At 69.1% G+C, this 16,778-nt stretch carries 22 protein-coding genes; 7 read left to right on the top strand and 15 right to left on the bottom strand.

The genetic code is table 11. The annotated features are described in order from the left end of the window. Positions 1-217: 217 nt before the first annotated feature. The 4 genes from IBL25_RS17725 to IBL25_RS17710 all read right to left on the bottom strand — a co-directional run bounded on the left by IBL25_RS17725 (position 218) and on the right by IBL25_RS17710 (position 3,402). Complete coding sequence (locus IBL25_RS17725; protein WP_187779864.1) at positions 218-1,096, bottom strand: 3-hydroxybutyryl-CoA dehydrogenase; 879 nt, start codon at positions 1,094-1,096, stop codon at positions 218-220. 4 nt (positions 1,097-1,100) lie between these two features. Beyond that, positions 1,101-2,027: an electron transfer flavoprotein subunit alpha/FixB family protein gene (locus IBL25_RS17720; protein ID WP_187779863.1), complete on the bottom strand. Its 927-nt coding sequence runs from the start codon at positions 2,025-2,027 to the stop codon at positions 1,101-1,103. A 3-nt stretch (positions 2,028-2,030) separates the two neighbouring features. Further along, positions 2,031-2,777 (bottom strand): electron transfer flavoprotein subunit beta/FixA family protein, encoded by a 747-nt coding sequence (locus IBL25_RS17715; protein WP_187779862.1) that lies wholly within the window; start codon positions 2,775-2,777, stop codon positions 2,031-2,033. A 433-nt stretch (positions 2,778-3,210) separates the two neighbouring features. Then, positions 3,211-3,402 (bottom strand): twin transmembrane helix small protein, encoded by a 192-nt coding sequence (locus IBL25_RS17710; protein WP_187779861.1) that lies wholly within the window; start codon positions 3,400-3,402, stop codon positions 3,211-3,213. Positions 3,403-3,688: 286 nt separating this feature from the next. Between IBL25_RS17710 and IBL25_RS17705 the strand changes: the two genes are divergently transcribed. Further along, positions 3,689-3,967, top strand: coding sequence for a hypothetical protein (locus IBL25_RS17705; RefSeq protein WP_187779860.1), 279 nt, complete (start codon positions 3,689-3,691; stop codon positions 3,965-3,967). A gap of 60 nt (positions 3,968-4,027) precedes the next feature. On the opposite strand, the gene IBL25_RS17700 is transcribed toward IBL25_RS17705, so the two are convergent. The 5 genes from IBL25_RS17700 to IBL25_RS17680 all read right to left on the bottom strand — a co-directional run bounded on the left by IBL25_RS17700 (position 4,028) and on the right by IBL25_RS17680 (position 8,131). Next, on the bottom strand, positions 4,028-4,537 hold the full coding sequence (locus IBL25_RS17700) for a YciE/YciF ferroxidase family protein (protein WP_187779859.1): 510 nt from the start codon (positions 4,535-4,537) through the stop codon (positions 4,028-4,030). A gap of 167 nt (positions 4,538-4,704) precedes the next feature. Further along, positions 4,705-5,154 (bottom strand): DUF2383 domain-containing protein, encoded by a 450-nt coding sequence (locus tag IBL25_RS17695; RefSeq protein WP_187779858.1) that lies wholly within the window; start codon positions 5,152-5,154, stop codon positions 4,705-4,707. Between the two features lie 88 nt (positions 5,155-5,242). Further along, positions 5,243-6,130 (bottom strand): prephenate/arogenate dehydrogenase family protein, encoded by an 888-nt coding sequence (locus IBL25_RS17690; protein ID WP_187779857.1) that lies wholly within the window; start codon positions 6,128-6,130, stop codon positions 5,243-5,245. Continuing rightward, positions 6,123-7,208: a histidinol-phosphate transaminase gene (hisC, locus tag IBL25_RS17685; RefSeq protein WP_187779856.1), complete on the bottom strand. Its 1,086-nt coding sequence runs from the start codon at positions 7,206-7,208 to the stop codon at positions 6,123-6,125. The genes IBL25_RS17690 and hisC overlap by 8 nt, the downstream gene beginning before the upstream one ends. Further along, positions 7,205-8,131 carry a chorismate mutase gene (locus IBL25_RS17680; protein WP_194433755.1) on the bottom strand — a complete coding sequence of 309 codons (927 nt, stop codon included), beginning with the start codon at positions 8,129-8,131 and terminating at the stop codon, positions 7,205-7,207. Before IBL25_RS17680 ends, hisC begins: the two co-directional genes overlap by 4 nt. Before the next feature lie 136 nt (positions 8,132-8,267). On the opposite strand from IBL25_RS17680, the gene metX reads away from it, so the two are divergent. From metX to metW, 3 genes are all read left to right on the top strand, one after another. Further along, positions 8,268-9,443 carry a homoserine O-acetyltransferase MetX gene (gene metX, locus IBL25_RS17675; RefSeq protein WP_187779854.1) on the top strand — a complete coding sequence of 392 codons (1,176 nt, stop codon included), beginning with the start codon at positions 8,268-8,270 and terminating at the stop codon, positions 9,441-9,443. 125 nt (positions 9,444-9,568) lie between these two features. After that, a complete protein-coding gene (locus IBL25_RS17670; RefSeq protein ID WP_187779853.1) occupies positions 9,569-10,201 on the top strand; it encodes a hypothetical protein in 633 nt (210 codons plus the stop codon). Between the two features lie 192 nt (positions 10,202-10,393). Further along, entirely contained in the window at positions 10,394-10,996 is a 603-nt protein-coding gene (gene metW / locus IBL25_RS17665) for a methionine biosynthesis protein MetW (protein WP_187779865.1), read from the top strand. Between the two features lie 34 nt (positions 10,997-11,030). Here the strand turns inward: metW and IBL25_RS17660 are convergent, their stop codons facing one another. Both IBL25_RS17660 and IBL25_RS17655 read right to left on the bottom strand, forming a co-directional pair. Beyond that, on the bottom strand, positions 11,031-11,219 hold the full coding sequence (locus tag IBL25_RS17660; protein ID WP_187779852.1) for a soj family protein: 189 nt from the start codon (positions 11,217-11,219) through the stop codon (positions 11,031-11,033). A gap of 84 nt (positions 11,220-11,303) precedes the next feature. Next, positions 11,304-11,513 (bottom strand): hypothetical protein, encoded by a 210-nt coding sequence (locus IBL25_RS17655; RefSeq protein ID WP_187779851.1) that lies wholly within the window; start codon positions 11,511-11,513, stop codon positions 11,304-11,306. 166 nt (positions 11,514-11,679) lie between these two features. Here IBL25_RS17655 and IBL25_RS17650 point away from each other — a divergent pair, with 166 nt between their 5' ends. Further along, entirely contained in the window at positions 11,680-12,699 is a 1,020-nt protein-coding gene (locus IBL25_RS17650; protein ID WP_187779850.1) for an amino acid ABC transporter substrate-binding protein, read from the top strand. 46 nt (positions 12,700-12,745) lie between these two features. Beyond that, the gene (phbB, locus tag IBL25_RS17645) at positions 12,746-13,468 is read left to right on the top strand and encodes an acetoacetyl-CoA reductase (protein ID WP_187779849.1); all 723 of its coding nucleotides are present in this window, start codon (positions 12,746-12,748) and stop codon (positions 13,466-13,468) included. Between the two features lie 60 nt (positions 13,469-13,528). On the opposite strand, the gene IBL25_RS17640 is transcribed toward phbB, so the two are convergent. Then, the gene (locus tag IBL25_RS17640) at positions 13,529-13,882 is read right to left on the bottom strand and encodes a phage holin family protein (RefSeq protein ID WP_187779848.1); all 354 of its coding nucleotides are present in this window, start codon (positions 13,880-13,882) and stop codon (positions 13,529-13,531) included. 78 nt (positions 13,883-13,960) lie between these two features. Between IBL25_RS17640 and yddG the strand changes: the two genes are divergently transcribed. After that, positions 13,961-14,824, top strand: coding sequence for an aromatic amino acid exporter YddG (gene yddG, locus IBL25_RS17635; RefSeq protein WP_187779847.1), 864 nt, complete (start codon positions 13,961-13,963; stop codon positions 14,822-14,824). Here yddG and IBL25_RS17630 read toward each other — a convergent pair. From IBL25_RS17630 to IBL25_RS17620, 3 genes are all read right to left on the bottom strand, one after another. Continuing rightward, positions 14,821-15,567 (bottom strand): DUF2076 domain-containing protein, encoded by a 747-nt coding sequence (locus tag IBL25_RS17630; protein ID WP_187779846.1) that lies wholly within the window; start codon positions 15,565-15,567, stop codon positions 14,821-14,823. The genes yddG and IBL25_RS17630 overlap by 4 nt on opposite strands. A 146-nt stretch (positions 15,568-15,713) precedes the next feature. Then, positions 15,714-16,145: a CoA-binding protein gene (locus tag IBL25_RS17625; RefSeq protein WP_187779845.1), complete on the bottom strand. Its 432-nt coding sequence runs from the start codon at positions 16,143-16,145 to the stop codon at positions 15,714-15,716. Positions 16,146-16,152: 7 nt separating this feature from the next. Continuing rightward, a complete protein-coding gene (locus IBL25_RS17620) occupies positions 16,153-16,623 on the bottom strand; it encodes a PepSY domain-containing protein (protein WP_187779844.1) in 471 nt (156 codons plus the stop codon). Between the last annotated feature and the right edge of the window lie 155 nt (positions 16,624-16,778).

The raw sequence follows: 16,778 nt of genomic DNA, 5'->3' as shown, positions 1-16,778 counted from the left end.
GGCGCGGGCGTGGGCGCCCTGGGCGGCCCGGTGGGCATGGCCGCGGGCGCGGTGATCGGCGGCGGTGCCGGCGCGATCACCGGCGCCACCACCTCCCCCAGCGACGTGAACCTGGGCAAGCCGGTCTGGAACAACCCCGAGGTCCGCACGCCGGTCAAGTAACCGGCATGCGGTTGGCACCGGCATCCGGCACCCCCAACCGGATGCCGGTGCAGATTCAGCGCGTGGGGCGCGGCGGGTCCTGGCTGTAGTCGTAGAAGCCGCGCCCGGACTTCCGGCCCAGCCAGCCGGCCTCCACATGCTTCACCAGCAGTGGGGAGGGGCGGTATTTGCTGTCCCCCATCTCCGCGTGCAGCACGCGCATGATGGCGAGGCAGGTATCCAGCCCGATGAAATCGCCCAGCTCCAGCGGTCCCATCGGATGCGCGGCGCCCAGCTTCATGGCGGCGTCGATGGAGCGCACGTCCCCGACCCCTTCCTGCAGCGCATAAACCGCCTCGTTGATCATCGGGATCAGCACGCGGTTGACGATGAAGGCCGGGAAGTCCTGCGCCACCGCCGTGGTCTTGCCCATCCGCTCGGCAAGCTGCTGCACGGCGTTGAAGGTTTCCTCATCCGTGGCGATGCCGCGGATGATCTCCACCAGCTTCATCACCGGCACCGGGTTCATGAAGTGCATGCCGATGAAGCGGTGCGGCCGGTCCGTCACGGCGGCCAGCCGCGTGATGGAGATGGAGGAGGTGTTGGAGGCCAGGATGGCTTCCGGCTTCAACAGCGGCACCACCTGCCTGAAGATGGAGACCTTGAGGTCCTCGCGCTCCGTCGCCGCCTCGATGACGAGGTCGGCGGCGGAAAGGGCGGCCATCTCGGTGCCGCCCCGGATGCGGTCAAGGGCGGCATCCCGGGCGCTGGCCTCGATGCTGCCCTTGGAGACCTGGCGGGCGAGATTCCGCGCAATGGTGGCGCGCGCCTTCTCGACCGCCTCGGCCTTCACATCGACCAGCACGACATCGAGCCCCGCCAGCGCCGCGACATGGGCGATGCCGTTGCCCATCTGCCCGGCGCCGATGACGCCGAGCGTGCTGATCTCCGCCATTGGCTCAGCCCAGTTCCGCTTCGAGTTCCGGGATCAGCTTGAAGAGGTCGCCCACCAGGCCGTAGTCGGCCACCTGGAAGATCGGCGCTTCCTCGTCCTTGTTGATGGCGACGATGACCTTGCTGTCCTTCATGCCGGCCAGGTGCTGGATGGCCCCCGAGATGCCGACGGCGATGTAGAGCTCCGGCGCCACGATCTTGCCGGTCTGGCCGACCTGGTGGTCGTTTGGCGCGTAGCCGGCATCGACGGCGGCGCGGGAGGCGCCCACGGCCGCGCCCAGCTTGTCCGCCACCTTGTCCAGGATGGCGAAGTTCTCGGCCGAGCCCAGGGCGCGGCCGCCGGAGATGACGACGCGGGCGGCGGTCAGTTCCGGCCGCTCGCTCTTGGCGATCTCGGCGCCGACAAAGGAGGAGAGGGAGGGCACCTCGGCACCCGGCGCGGCTTCCACCGGGGCGGAGCCGCCCTCGGCCGGCACGGGATCGAAGGAGGCGGCGCGCACCGTCATCACCTTCTTGGCGTCGGCGGTCTTCACGGTGGCCAGCGCATTGCCGGCATAGATGAAGCGGCGGAAGGTCTCGCCATCCACCACGCCGGCGATGTCGGTGATGATCTGCACGTCCAGCAGCGCGGCGACGCGGGGCATGATGTTCTTGCCCATGGCGCTGCCCGGGGAGAGCAGGTGCGTGTAGCCCGGCGCCAGCGCCACCAGCAGGGCGGCGGCCGGCTCGGCCAGGCCATGCTCATAGGCCGGGCCCTCGGCCTGGATCACCTTGGTGACGCCGGGCAGCTTGGCCGCCGCCTGCGCGGCCGCGGCATTGCCCAGCACCAGGACATGCACGTCCTGGTCGATCTGCGTCGCCGCCGCCACGGTGGAGCGGGTGGGCACGGACACATGGTCTTCGCTGCGGTCGGCGAGAATCAGGACGGCCATGGCTCAGATCACCTTCGCTTCGTTGCGCAGCTTGTCCACCAGCTCGGCCACCGAGGCGACCTTGCGGCCGGCCTGGCGCTTCGGCGGCTCCTCCACCTTCAGCACCGTCAGGCGCGGCGCCGCATCGACGCCGAGATCGGCCGGCTTCAGCGTCTCGATCGGCTTCTTGCGCGCCTTCATGATGTTGGGAAGGCTGGCATAGCGCGGCTCGTTCAGCCGCAGGTCGGTGGTGACGATGGCGGGCAGCGTCAGCTTCACCGTCTCAAGGCCGCCATCGACCTCGCGCGTCACGGTGGCGGCGCCATCGGCGATCTCGACCTTGGAGGCGAAGGTGCCCTGGCTCCAGCCCAGCAGCGCCGCCATCATCTGGCCGGTGGCGTTCATGTCGTCATCGATGGCCTGCTTGCCCATGATGACGAGGCCCGGCTGCTCACGCTCCGCGATCGCCTTCAGGATCTTGGCGACGCCCAGCGGCTCGGTGCCCTCGGCTTCCACCAGGATGCCGCGGTCGGCGCCCATGGCCAGCGCGGTGCGGATCTGCTCCTGCGCCTGCGCCGGGCCGATGGAGACGGCGATGATCTCGGTGGCGATGCCCTTCTCCTTGAGACGGACGGCTTCTTCCACCGCGATCTCGTCGAAGGGGTTCATCGACATCTTGACGTTGGCGGTCTCGACCCCCGTGCCATCCGCCTTCACGCGGACCTTCACATTGTAATCGACAACCCGCTTGACCGGGACCAGAAGCTTCATCGGTGGGGCCTGTCCTTCTTGCACCGTTATATGCTGCCGAGGTCGGAGCGACCGATGCGCTTCAGCCGCCGCCACGACCCCGGGCACCCTCTCCGGGCGCCCGCCTCCCGGCCGCGCGCCGGAAAACTAGGGCGGCGTCATGGGAGATGGCAAGTCGGGACCGACCGCTTGGACAGTCACGCCGCCTCCTCGCCCTTGCCATAAGCGCCGGCGGGCAGCGCCATGGCCGGCGACACTGTCACGCCCTGCTGGGTGGCGTGGTCTCGCGCGGGCCTCGCGCATCTTCTCCGTGGCGGGCGCGGAAACGTGATCCGGGAGCCGCCTGTCGGGAGGCAGCGAAGCTGCGGACAGGCGGGCAGGTCAGGGCAAGGCCAGGCAGGTGCGTGGCAAAGCGCCTGGGCTGCCAGCTCCGATCGTGGCCGGAATGGAATGCTCAGCTCCGGCTCATCAGCAGCAGGATGACAAAAAGCGCGAGCGCGATACCCTGCAGCCAGACCCGCCAGCGCATCAGGGTATTGGAGCGGGCGCCATCCTGCCCCCGTGCCAGCCCGAACATGCCGGCGAACAGGACCCCGAGGGTGCCCAGCATCGCCAAGGCGAGCAGGACAGTGACAATGGTTTGCATGGAGCTACAGATAAAGCGTGCCGGAAAGGGCACAAGGCACCTTCGCTCCCCGAAACGACCTATGGGAAATGCGCAGCGCGCATGGCGGCTCTGCGCATGCCGCCTTGTCCCTGAAGCGGAACGGTGCCTATGCTCTGGCCATGCGCCGCATGACGTCCCTCCGGATGATGATTAGCGGCCCGGCCGCCTGAGCGCCCTGCGGGGGGCAGCGGCCGGGATGACCCCGCACGCCTCCTCAAGCAGCCGCGCCAGCGCATGGCGCCGATCATCCGGACCCGTTCTTCCCATGTCTGACCTTTCCTGTGCCGTCTCCGCCGCCCGCTTCACCGTGGTGGCCGAAGCCTATCCTGGCCTGCTGTCCCGCGTGCTGGAGCCGCTGGCCAAGCGCGACCTGATCCCCGACCGGCTGCGCGCACAGCGCGAGGGTGAATACCTGCGGGTCGAGATCGGCCTGGATGCCATGCCGCTGGAGATGCTGCATCTGGTGGCCGGCAATCTCGGCCAGATCGTCGGCGTGCTGCGGGTGGAGGCCATGGAAGGCCGCCACATCCGCCTGGCCGCCTGAGACGAAAAAGGGCCTCCCAAGACGGGAGGCCCCATTCCGCGCAGTGTGTCGTCCTGAAGCTCAGGCGGCCTTTTCGGCAGCCTGGCGGTTCTTGCCCTGCTCGGTCGCCATCTTGGTCAGCAGCGCGTCGGTCTGCTTTTCCTCGTCCAGCGTCTGCTGCAGCAGCGTGACGATGTCGTTCTTGCCGGACTGCTGCGCCCAGGCGATCAGCGTGCCGTAGCGCGCCATCTCATAATGCTCCACGGCCTGGGCGGAGGCGATGAGGCCGGCGTCACGCACCGGGCTCGGCTCGGGCGCTTCCTCGATCAGCTCCTCGGCTTCCTCGATCAGGCCGTTGATGGCCTCGCAGGTGACGCCCTGGGCGCGCTTGCCCAGCGCCTCGAAGACCTGCTGCAGGCGCTCGATCTGGCCCTGGGTCTGCTCGCGGTGCAGCTTGAAGGAGTCGCGCAGCGCCTCGTCCTCGGCCGCCTTGGCCATCTTCGGCAGCGCCTTCAGGATCTGCCGCTCGGCGTAATAGATGTCCTTCAGCGTGTGAAGGAACAGGTCGTCGAATGTCTTGATGCCAGCCATGAGTGTCGTTCTCCTGCTTCCGGTTCTGCGCCCTTGGGGGAGTTGGCGGGCGTCTGGCAGGGCACGGGGGGATGCCTGCCGATGGCCGTTGGGACCATGCCGCCATAACGAGGCAGCGGCCCTCCGGGTGTCCTCACAAGGAGTCCATCTCGGAGGGCATTCGATCCTCAGCCGGCGCGGGAGGTTTCTTCCATCCAGGCGCGGTGGCGCAGCTCGTCCTGCAGGGCGGCCTGGAAGATCTGCCGCGCTTCCGCCGGGGCTTCCACATGGTTGGAAGCGCGCTCATAGGCGGTGACGGTGTCTTCCTCGTTGGTCCGCATGGCGCCGATCGTGGCGGCATCGCCCATGATGCTGGCCAGGGCCACCTTGCCGGTGGTCAGAAGCTGCTTCATGTCGCCTTCCTGCGGCGCCTCGGCGCCCACCGTGCTAGCCAGCTGGTTCAGCTGCTGCACATGCCGGTCGTGGTCGGCCTTGAAGGCGGCGATCTTCTCGCGGTAGCTGGCATTCTCCAGCCGGCTGATGGTCTGCTCATAGGCCGCGATCGCATCATGCTCCAGCAACAGCAGGTTGCGGATCAGGTGCGGGTAGGTGGACTCGGTGCCGACAGTGGTGGCCATGCTGTGCTTCCCTGTTTGGTGTCCGGGCGTCTGCGGCCCGTGTGGGAAGCACAACGGCGGCCCGGCGGGTCTGTTCCCGCCGGCGGCCTCAAGCCTGCTTGAGCGCGATCAGGCTTTTCCGCACCTTCTGGCCGCGATGGATGCGGTCCTCGATGAAATCGGCCTGCCCCCAGCGCACGGCGCGGCCCAGCGCCTGGGCGTCCTCGCTGAAGCGGGCCAGCATCTCCAGCAGCGCCGGCTTGTTGTTCAGGAAGATGTCGCGCCACATGTTCACGTCGCTGGCGGCGATGCGGGTGAAGTCGCGGAAGCCGGAGGCGGCGAATTTCAGCACCTGCTCCTGCGTCTCCTGCGCCAGGTCATCCGCCGTGGAGCAGATGGTGAAGGCGATCAGGTGCGGCAGGTGGGAGACGATGGCGACCACCTTGTCATGCGTCGCCGCATCCATGGTCTCCAGCATGGCGCCGCAGCGGCGCCAGAACTCGGCCACCTTCTCCACCGCCGCCGGGTCGGTGCCGGGGGGTGGGGTCAGGATGGTGTAGCGGCCCTCGAAGAGCGTGGCGAAGCCGGCATCGGGGCCGGAATGCTCGGTGCCGGCCATGGGGTGGCCGGGCACCAGATGGACGCCCGCCGGCAGCAGCGGCTGCAGGTCCCGGAGAACCGAGCCTTTGGTGGAGCCGGTATCGGTCAGCACCGCGCCCGGTGCCAGATGCGGCGCGATGGCCGCCATGACGCCCGCGAAGCCGCCCACCGGCACGCAAAGGATGACGCCGTCGCAGCCTTCCACCGCCCGCGCGGCATCGGTCTCGACCACATCGGCGATGCCCAGCTCCGCCACCCGTGCCGCGACGCCGGGGCCGGTGTCGCAGGCCACCACCGTGGCGGCGAGGCCGCCGCGCTCCTTCGCCACGCGGGCGATGGAGGAGCCGATCAGCCCCAGCCCGATGATGCAGAGCCGCTGGAAGAGAGGCTCAGCCATTCGCGAAGGCGGTCAGCGCGTCGATCACCATCTGGCATTCCTCGGCGGTGCCGATGGTGATGCGCAGGCACTGTGGCAGGGCATAGCCGCCCATGGCGCGCACGATCAGCCCGCGCTGCTTCAGCGCCGCATCGGCGGCCTTGGCCCGCTCCGGCGCGCCGAAGTCGAGCAGGATGAAGTTGGTGTGGCTCGGCCAGACCTTGATGCCGGCGGCTTCCAGCGCCGCCACCACCTTGCCGCGCCACTCGTTGTTATGGGCGACGGACTTGGCTTCCCAGCCTTCCTCGGCCAGCGCCGCCACGGCGGCGGCCTGGGAGGCGGCGGCGACATTGAAGGGGCCGCGCACGCGGTTCAGCGTCTCGATGATTTCGGCGGGCGCATAGCCCCAGCCCACGCGCATGCCGCCAAGGCCGAAGATCTTGGAGAAGGTGCGGAGCATGATGGTATTGCCCGCCGCGTCCACCAGCTTCTCGCCGGCATCATAGCCAGGCTCGGTGACGTATTCGGCATAGGCGCTGTCCAGCACCAGCAGCACGTCGTCCCGCAGCCCGGCGCGCAGGCGGGCAATCTCGGAAGAGGGCAGCAGCGTGCCGGTCGGGTTGTTGGGGTTGGTGATGAAGACGATCTTCACCCGGGGGCCGGCAGCGGCGGCGATCATGCCGTCGATATCCGCCTTCATGTCATGCTCGGCCACCTTCAGTACGCGCGAGCCGGCATAGCGGGCGGCGATGTCGTACATCATGAAGCCATAGGCCGACATCACCACCTCGGTGCCCTCGCCGCCATAGGCGAGGCAGAGATGCGAGATCAGCTCGTCCGAGCCATTGCCGCAGACGATGCGCGCCGGGTCCAGCCCATACTTGGCGCCAATGGCGTTGCGCAGCGCCGTGGCGCCGCCATCCGGGTAACGGTGGGCTTCCCGCGCCGCCTGGGTGATGGCCTCGATCGCCTTGGGCGGCGGGCCGAAGGCGCCCTCGTTGGAGGAGAGCTTGATGATCCGGTTGACGCCCGGGATCTTCGACTCGCCCCCGACATAAGGCTCGATGGTCAGGATGGAGGGGCGCGGCAGCACGGTCATGGGGCGGGGTCTTCTGTCACGGGCTCGGCATAGGCGCCGAGGATCTGGATGCGCGGGAAGGGCAGGGCAGCGAGGCGCGGGTCGTCGGGCGTCAGGAAGCCCTCCACCTCGGCCAGGGCCATGGGCGCCGGCAGGTCCCGCCGCTGCAGCCAGCGCGGCGGCAGGCCGGCGGCGGCGAAGGCGGCGATGATGCGGGCGCGGCTTTGTTCGGGCGCCGGCTCCAGCCGCAGCAGCGTGCGGTCCTGGCCGCTGGGCTCCGGCGCGATGGGGGCGATGGCGAAGGCCTGGGGCTCGGCGCCGTCGCGCCCGGCCAGGAAGGGCAGGGCCGCCACCACCTGCAGGCGGGGGGCTTCCATCTGCATCCACCAGGCGGCCTCGGCGGGGTCGCCTTCCTCGGGCGCGGGCAGGATGGCCACGCTGGCCTCGCCACCGGCCACGGCGGCCAGCACGCGGGAGGGAGTGGGGAGCAGCTTCATCGGCGTCAGCAGGCCGAAATGGCCGCGCGCCAGATGCGCGGCCTTGCTGTCGGCGGCGCCCTGCACCGCCATCGCGAAGGCGCCCTGCTGCGCCAGGGAGGATGCGATGATGTCACGCCAAAGACGCACCAGCACGCCACGCGGCAGGGGGCCGCTGTGGCGGCCCAGCAGGCGGCGCAGGATCATCGCCTCCCGCGCCGGGCGGAAGGTGGCGGCGGTGCCCTTCACGCGGCTGGCGGCCATGGTGGCGGAAATGCCCGCCCGCCGCATCAGCAGGTCGTGCAGCGCGTCATCGATCCGGTCGATCTCCGCGCGCATGGCGGCGAGGTCGAGGGGGGCAGCCACAGGGGCGGCCACCAGGGCATCCAGGGGAAGGTCCATGGGGGCATCCATCGGGGCAGGCGGCGAGGCCGGGTCAGGGGAGGCGGGCGGGGTCTGGTCGGGCATGGTGGCGGCTCAGCAATAATCCCCTCCTGGCTCCACGCCAAGCGCGGCTTGTCCCCGGCGATGAGGGCATGCTTGCCTCCACCGGGCCGCGCCATGATGGACCTGGGGCGCGCGCGATTCTATTGAGTCAGGTGGCATGACACAGTCCCCCGCCTCGCAGACCGTCGAATCCGCTGCCGCGCCGGTGCAGCACCAGGCCGTCACCTTTCCGGATGGCCTGGCGCTGGATTGCGGCGCGGTGATCGCGCCCGTCACCGTGGCCTACCGCACCTATGGCCGGCTGGACGCCACGCGCGGCAACGCCGTGCTGATCTGCCACGCCCTGACCGGTGACCAGTATGTGGCGGAGCCGCACCCCATCACCGGCAAGCCCGGCTGGTGGGAGGCGGTGGTGGGCCCCGGCAAGCCGGTGGATACCGACCGCTTCTTCGTGATCTGCGCCAATGTGCTGGGCGGCTGCATGGGCAGCACCGGCCCGAGGGAGATGATGACGGATGCCGGGGGCCAGACCCGGCCCTGGGGCACCGATTTCCCCTCCATCACCATCCGCGACATGGTGCGGGCGCAGAAGCTGCTGGTGGACCACCTTGGCATCTCCCGCCTGCTGGCCGTGATCGGCGGCTCGATGGGCGGCATGCAGGTGCTGGAATGGGCGGCCACCTTCCCGGAGATGGTCTTCGCCGCGGCACCCATCGCCACGGCCACCCACCACAGCGCGCAGAACATCGCCTTCCACGAGGTCGGCCGCGCCGCCATCCATTCCGACCCGGACTGGAAGGGTGGCCGCTACTGGGAGGATGGACGCATCCCGGCGCGCGGCCTCTCGGTGGCGCGGATGGTGGCGCATATCACCTATCTCTCCGAATCCGCCCTGGCGCGGAAATTCGGCCGCCGGCTGCGCGGCGCCTCGGCCCTGACCTTCCTGGAAGATGTCTTCGAGGTGGAGAGCTACCTGCGCCACCAGGGCAGCACCTTTGTCCGCCGCTTCGATGCCAACAGCTACCTGACCATCACCCGCGCCATGGATTACTTTGACTTGGCGGCGGAGCACGGCGGCAACCTGGCCGCCGCATTCCAGGGCACCGGCACGCGCTTCTTCGTCGCCTCCTTTGACAGCGACTGGCTCTTCCCCACGGCCGAGAGCCGCACGCTGGTGCGGGCGCTGAACGCCGCCGCCGCCAATGTCTCCTTTGTGGAGATCGCTTCCGACAAGGGGCATGACGCCTTCCTGCTGGACGAGCCGGAATTCCATGCCGCGATGGGGGGCTTCCTGCGCGGCGCGGCGGAGCGCGCCGGGCTCAGAACCGCATAACGTCAGCGTAACTCTTTGTCGAAAACCGAGTCATCTCCTCGGCGTTCTAGAACCACAACGAACAGGGCGCGCACATTCCTTCCTGGATGGGCCGCGCAGGTCGAGAACAAGACGGAGAAGACCCTATGTCCATCAGGAACACCCTGACCGCAGCGGTCGCCATCCTCGCCATCGGCGCCGCGGCGCCTGTCATGGCGCAGGGGACCGGCGGCAGCAGCAGCGGCGCCGGCGACACCAATATCGAGAACTTCATGCGCCAGTCCCCGGATGGCATGGTGCCAACCACCAACGGTACGCCGCGCATCATCGATAACCGCGACAATCAGCCGGTGATCCAGTATTCCGGCCCGCGCGGCCCAGGCATGCAGGATGGCGGTGTGCCGCGCATCATCGACAACCGCGATGGCCAGCCGGTGATCAGCTACGGCGGCCAGGTGCCCGGCGACAACAACAGCAGCGCCATGCAGGAAGCGGCCAGCCAGAACCGCGCCCGCCCCGGCATGCGCGGCACCCCGGCCGCCAATGCCGCCAATGCCTCGGCGGCCAGCCAGGTGGGCCCGCTGCTGAACAGCGCCCGCGCCTCGCTGCAGCGTGGCCGCTATGCCGCCGCCGTCACCTCGCTGGAACAGGCGGAGACCCGCCTGCTGAACAGCGGTGCTGACCGCTCCGAACTGCGCCCCATCAGCGAGGCCCGTGTCGCCGCCCAGCGTGGCGACCGCGCCAGCGCCCTGCAGTCGCTGAACAGCGTGGCGCGCTGAGAAGACACGCGAGGCCGCCCGGTGGCGGCCCGGCGGGATCGAAGAAGGGGGCGGGCCTCAGGTCCGCCCCCTCGTCGTTTCCGGGGCCTCGCCCCCAGCCCGCATGGCCGGTATAGAAAGGGCAACGCTTTCCGCTGGATCCCCTTGCCCGTGCCCGATCCTTCGACCCCCATCCGCTACGTCGCCAAGAACATGCGGCTCGACCTGCGGCTGATCGCGGAGATGATCCCGCCCGGCGCGCGCGTGCTGGATATCGGCTGCGGCGACGGCGCGCTGCTGGAGCACCTGACGCGCGAGAAGGGCGCCGATGCCCGCGGCATCGAGATCGACATGGCCCAGGCCACCGCCGCCGTGGCGCAGGGGCTGGCGGTGATCCATGGCGATGCCGACAACGACCTCGCCTTCTATCCCGACGGCGCCTTCGATTACGTGGTGCTCTCCCGCACCATCCATGCGGTGGAGAAGCCGCGCGAGGTGCTGCGGCAGATGCTGCGAATCGGCCGGCACGCCATCGTCTCCTTCCCGAATTTCGGCCATTGGGAAGTGCGGATGAAGCTGCTGCTGACCGGCCGCATGCCGATGACGGAAACCTGGGGCCGCCCCTGGCACGAGACGCCCAATATCCATCCCTGCACGTTGCTGGATTTCTTCGACCTCTGCGCCACGGATGGCTACACGGTCGAGCGCTGGCTGGCGGTGGACGAGCGTGGGCTGAAGGCGCCCTGGGAACGCTCCATCCGCCTGGCCAACCTGTTCGGCGAGCAGGCCTTGTTCCAGTTGCGCCGCGCCGGCTGAGGCGCCGGCGCCTCAGCGGACTATGCCTTGGGCCTCAGGCCGCCATCTTGCGCGCGGCGCCGTCACGCGCCAGCAGCGCCATGGCCTGCGCCACCAGCGCCGCCGCTTCCTCGGACCCCAGGTCCTGGCAGCAGCGTTCCGCGTGTCCCAGAAGGCGCAGCACGGAGGAAAGGTCGCGACGGGCCTGCTCGGTCCAAAGAACCGCGGCAATCGGGGTGTCCATGTCAGGGCTCACCGGGGGCTGATGTTGGGGTCGGCGCGGCTTAAACCATTGCCCGGGGCCGGCCAAGGAAAATCGGTGTAAACCTCAGGCCCGGCCGCAGGCGGCGGCCCGCAGCAGGGCGTTCTTTTCCGGCTCCGCCAGCGCATCCAGCAGGCTCTGCGCCTGGGCGATATGGCGGGCGGCTTCCTCCGCCCCCAGCGCGCGGCACTCCGCCTCGACATAGCCGAGCATCAGGAGCAGGGCGCTCTGGTCGGCGCGCTGCTGGATGCCGCGCGGGGGATGGGATGTCGCCATGGAAGCCTCTCGGCGCGGGCGTTAACGCGGGATACAATTAGTCACGTAATCGTGACCTACATTGTTGGAGATCGACATCGCAAGCGCAATCTTTCGTCCAGGGCCATAGTCAGAACGCAATGCAGGCCATACCGTGGCACATGGATGGCCGTGGAGCCCTGGACGAATGCGCGTGATCAAGACCCTGATGATGTCGCTGCCGCTGTTGGCGGCTGCCTTGCCCGCCCTGGCGGGGCCGACGCTGGAAGGCGTGAAGGCGCGCGGCCAGCTGGTTTGCGGCGTCAATGCGGGCGTGGCCGGGTTCTCGGCGCCCGACAGCAAGGGCGAGTTCCAGGGGCTGGATGCCGATTTCTGCCGTGCGATCGCCGCCGCCGCGCTGGGCGATTCCACCAGGGTGCGCTTCGTGCCCACCACCTACCAAACACGATTCGTCGCCCTGCAATCGGGCGAGGTGGATGTGCTGGCGCGCAATGTGACGCAGACGCTGACGCGCGACACTTCCCTCGGCTTCAACATGGCGGGCGTGAATTTCTACGATGGCCAGGGCTTCATGGCCCCCAAGGCCGCCAATATCGGCGCGGCGAAGCAACTGGACAGCGCCACCGTCTGCGTGCTGCCCGGCTCCACCAGCGAGCTGAACCTGGGAGACTGGGCGCGGCGCGAGAAGATCCGCGTGCAGCCGGTGGTGCTGAGTTCGATGGACGAGATGACCGCCGCCTACCAGTCCGGCCGCTGCGATGCCATGACCACCGATGCCTCGCAGCTGGCGGCGCTGCGCGCCTCCGCCCTGCGCGCGCCGGATGACCATGTCATCCTGCCCGAACGCATCAGCAAGGAACCGCTGGGCCCGATGGTGCGCCATGGCGACGAGGAATGGCGCGACATCGTCTACTGGACGCTGTCAGCCATGATCGAGGCGGAGGAGATGGGCATCACCCGCGCCAATGTCGCCGAGATGAAGAACAGCCAGGACCCCAATATTCAGCGGCTGCTCGGCGTCACGCCCGGCTTCGGCAAGGCCCTGGGGCTGCCGGAGGACTGGGCTTTCCAGGTCATCCGCCAGGTCGGCAATTATGGGGAAAGCTTCGAGCGGCACCTGGGTTCGGGATCACCGATTCGTTTGGACCGCGGATTGAACAACCTCTGGAACCGTGGTGGGTTGATGTACGCTCTGCCCCTGCGCTGAGCAGCCGGCGCGGCTACAACAGGCGCTGCAACAGGAGGATATCGCAATGGCTCGACTGGCCCTGGTCACCGGTGGACAGCGTGGTATCGGCGCCGCCATCAGCGAGGAATTGCTGAAGGCGGGCCGCAAGGTCGTCGCCTCCTACGCGGGCAATGATGCCGCGGCGGCGGCCTTCACCGAGCGGACGGGCATCCCGACCATCAAGTTCGATGTCTCGGATTACGAGGCCTGCCGCGCGGCGGTGGCGAAGATCGAGGCCGAGCACGGGCCGATCGAGATCCTGGTGAACAACGCGGGCATCACGCGCGACGGCACCATGAAGCGCATGGACCGCGAGATGTGGGATGCGGTGATCGACACCAATCTCGGCTCCTGCTTCAACCTCGCCAAGCTGGTGTGGGATGGCATGAGCGGCCGCAAGTTCGGCCGCATCGTGAACATCGGCTCGATCAACGGGCAGGCCGGACAATACGGCCAGGTGAACTATGCCGCCGCCAAGTCCGGCATCCATGGCTTCACCAAGGCCCTGGCGCAGGAAGGCGCGCGCTTCAACATCACCGTCAATGCCATCGCGCCCGGCTATGTGGATACGGAGATGGTGCGCGCGGTGCCGGAGGATGTGCTGCAGAAGATCATCGCCCGCATTCCCGTGGGGCGCCTGGGCCACGCGGTGGATATCGCGCGCGGCGTCTGCTTCCTGACCGCCGATGATGCCGACTTCATCACCGGCTCCACGCTCTCGATCAACGGCGGCCAGCATATGTACTGACGCACCCGCCGCACGGAGCGTCAGGCCCGGGTGAATCGCTCCACCCGGGCCATGTTGTTTTCAGCGCGCGGCGGCGCGGTCGCCGATCATGCGATTGACGGCCCAGGACACCACCCAGACGATGATGGCCCCGAAGAAGGCCGCCCAGAAGCCGGAGACGCGCATGCCCGGCATCAGCCCGGCCGTGATGGCGAACATGACGGCATTCACCACCAGGGTGAAAAGCCCCAGGGTCAGCACCGTCAGCGGCAGCGACAGCAGCGCGATGACGGGGCGGATCAGCGCATTCACCAGCCCGAAGATGATGGCAGCGATGAACATGTTGAACGGGCCGGTGAAGCTGATGCCTTCGATCAGCATCTCGGCGACCCAGAAGGCGAAGGCCGTGATCAGCGTGCGGACCAGAAAGCCCATGGCAAAAGCTCCTTCGTCACTGCCGCAACAATGCCCCCGCCCGCGCTTGGTTGCGGAGGCTGGCATGGGCCTGCCGGCATGAACCGCCACGACATCGCCGGCTGCGGCGCCCTGGCCCTCTGGGCCTTCCTGGGTCTGCTGGCGCGGCTGGCCGCCGGCATTCCGCCCTTGCAGATGACGGCCATGGGCATGGCGGTGGGCGGAATCGCGGCGCTGCTGGTGGTGGCGGTGCGGGGGCGGCTGGGCCTGCTGCGGCAGGGCGGGCTGGCCTGGGCGCATGGGGTGGGCGGGCTCTTCGGCTACCACGCGCTGTATTTCGCCGCCCTGGCGCTGGCGCCGGCGGTGGAGGCCAATCTGCTGAACTACCTTTGGCCGCTGCTGATCGTGCTTCTCTCCGCGCCGCTGCTGGGGCTGCCGCTGGGAATGGCGCGGCTGGTGGGGGTGGCGCTGGGCTTTGCCGGATGCGTGCTGCTGGTGGGCGGCGGTGCGGGCTTTCCGGCCGGGGCCATGCCGGGCTTTCTTTGCGCGGCGGCGGGGGCGCTGGTCTGGGCGCTGTATTCCATCACCGCGCGCCGGGCGGCGGCGGTGCCGACGGAGGCGGTGGCGGGCTTCTGCCTGGGCGCGGCGCTATTGGCCGGCGTGGCGCACCTGATCTTCGAGCCCACGGTCTGGCCCGATGCGCGCCAGGCCGGCGCGGTGGTGCTGATGGGGCTGGGGCCGCTGGGCGCGGCCTTTCTGCTCTGGGACGACGGCATGAAGCGCGGCGACCCGCGGCTGCTCGGCACCCTGGCCTATGCCGTGCCGATCGCTTCCACCCTGCTGCTATTGGCGGCGGGGGAAGGGCAGGCGGGCTGGCGCGTGCTGGCCGCCGCCCTGCTGGTGGCGGGCGGCGGCCTGCTGGCGGCAACAGGGGGCCGGCGCGCGGCCCCCGCCTCTTCTTAGATGTCCTCGTCGTAGCCAGCGTCGTCGAAGCCGGGGTCGTCGAAGCCACCATCGGCGGCGGCGTCATTGTTCCAGCCGCCGTTGTCGTCGAAGGGCGCGGCATCCTGGCCCGGGTCCGTCCAGGGGCTGGAGGCCGGCACCGCTTCCTGCGCGAAGTCGCCGACGCTGCTGGCGGCGCTGGTGGCGGCTTCCGCCGCGCCGCCATCGAACATGTTCATCAGCGCATTGCCCAGCACCATGCCACCCGCGACGCCCGCCGCCGTGGTCAGGGCGGAGCCAAGGAAGCTGGGGCCGCGGCCGGCCTGCATCATGCCGGGGTTATAGCCCATGGGCGGCTGGATCGGCTGCGGCGGCGGCGCCATCGGCACCGGGCGCTGCTGGCCGCCACCACCGAACATGCCGCCGAAGAGACCGCCACGGCCGCTACTCTGCTGCGCGGCCTGGGCCTGGCGCTTGGTGTTCTCCAGTTGCCATTCCAGCTCCTGGATGCGGTTCTGTGCCTGCACCAGCGCATGTTCCTGCACAAAGGCGGTCTGGGTCAGGCGGTAGCGCGCTTCCGGGTAGCGGGCGAACAGATCGCCAATCAGGCGATCGGCCTCCGGGTCCACCGGCGGCAGCGGCGGACGGGACTGGACGGAGGGCACGCTGCTGCCGCCCCAGGGGGAAGCGGGCTGCTGCGGGGCGGCCACACCCGCCATACGCTCAACAAAGGCGGAGATGATGCGGCGTTCTTCTTCGGTCATGTCCCTTCCCCTCGCGGGGCCTTTCCAGACGATGGTCGGCACGCGGCGGGCACGGCCCGGCACGTGCCAAGGGACTTGGCGCAGCGCCGGGCCGAGTTCAAGCGCAGATTAACTTCCAGCAATCTTTTGTCATGGAATGCCCTGCTTCAGGCGCTCATGGCCATCCCGAGGCGGCGCCACTCGATCAAGGGGCAGCGGTCCATCACCACCGTCAGGCCCGCTTCCCGCGCCCGCGCGGCGGCGGCCGAGTCGATGACGCCGAGCTGCATCCAGATGGTGCGGGCGCCGAGCCGGATGGCCTCGTCCACCACCGGCCCGACTTCCTCGCTGCGGCGGAAGATATCCACCATGTCGAGCTTGCCGGCCTCGGCCAGGGAAGCCGCGACGGTGCTGCCATGCAGCTGCTGCCCCGCCAGCCCCGGGTTGACCGGCGTCACATCGAAGCCCCGGTCCACCAGGAAGCCGGTGACGCCGAAGGAGGGGCGGGAGGGGTTGGCCGAGGCCCCCACCACGGCGATCCGCTGCGTGTTCATCAGCAGGGCGCGGATCGCCTCGTCGGTCATTCCGTCAAGAGACATGTGTGGCTCAGTCTTCCCGGTCGCGGTGCAGGATGCGCAGCGTTCCAGGCACCAGCGTCAGGTCGTAGCGGCTGCCATCCGCGCGCACGGCATTGTCGATCTTCCACAGGCCGTCGTCCAGCTTGGCGGTCTCGTAGCGATCGAAGCCCTCGCGCTTCAGCGCATCGCCGATGCGGGCGGCTTCCTCGATATTGGCCAGGCGGTTCTCGGTGCCACGGGCGATGATCGTATAATCGTCCGGCGTCACGCGCACGTCGCGGCGGCTGCCATCGGAGGCCACGGCGTCGTCCACCTCCCAGATGCCGTCATCCATCTCAATGCCGCGCCAGTCGCGGTAGCCCTGGGCGCGCAGCACCTCGGTGATGCGGCTGGCCTCGGCCTCGGTGGGGCGGCGGTCGGCGGCATGGGCGGCGGGAGCCAGGGCAGGGGCGGCCAGCAGGGCCAGGGCGAGGCCGGTGGCGGCGATACGGTTCTTCATGAGGCGATTCCTTACTGCCGTGTCATCCAGCAGGAGGAACGTGGCGCGGCGGGGAAGGTTCCCCGCCGCGTTTCTGGCCTCAGGTCAGGGCATGGCTCAGTAGACAACGACGCCGCGGATGGATTCGCCGCGGGTCATGAGGTCGAAGCCCTGGT

This window comes from Pseudoroseomonas ludipueritiae (genome assembly GCF_014490445.1).
In the GTDB taxonomy this organism is placed as follows: Bacteria; Pseudomonadota; Alphaproteobacteria; order Acetobacterales; family Acetobacteraceae; genus Pseudoroseomonas; species Pseudoroseomonas ludipueritiae.
Note: the sequence above shows the minus strand (reverse complement) of the source record. Positions and strands in the feature narration are given on the sequence as shown.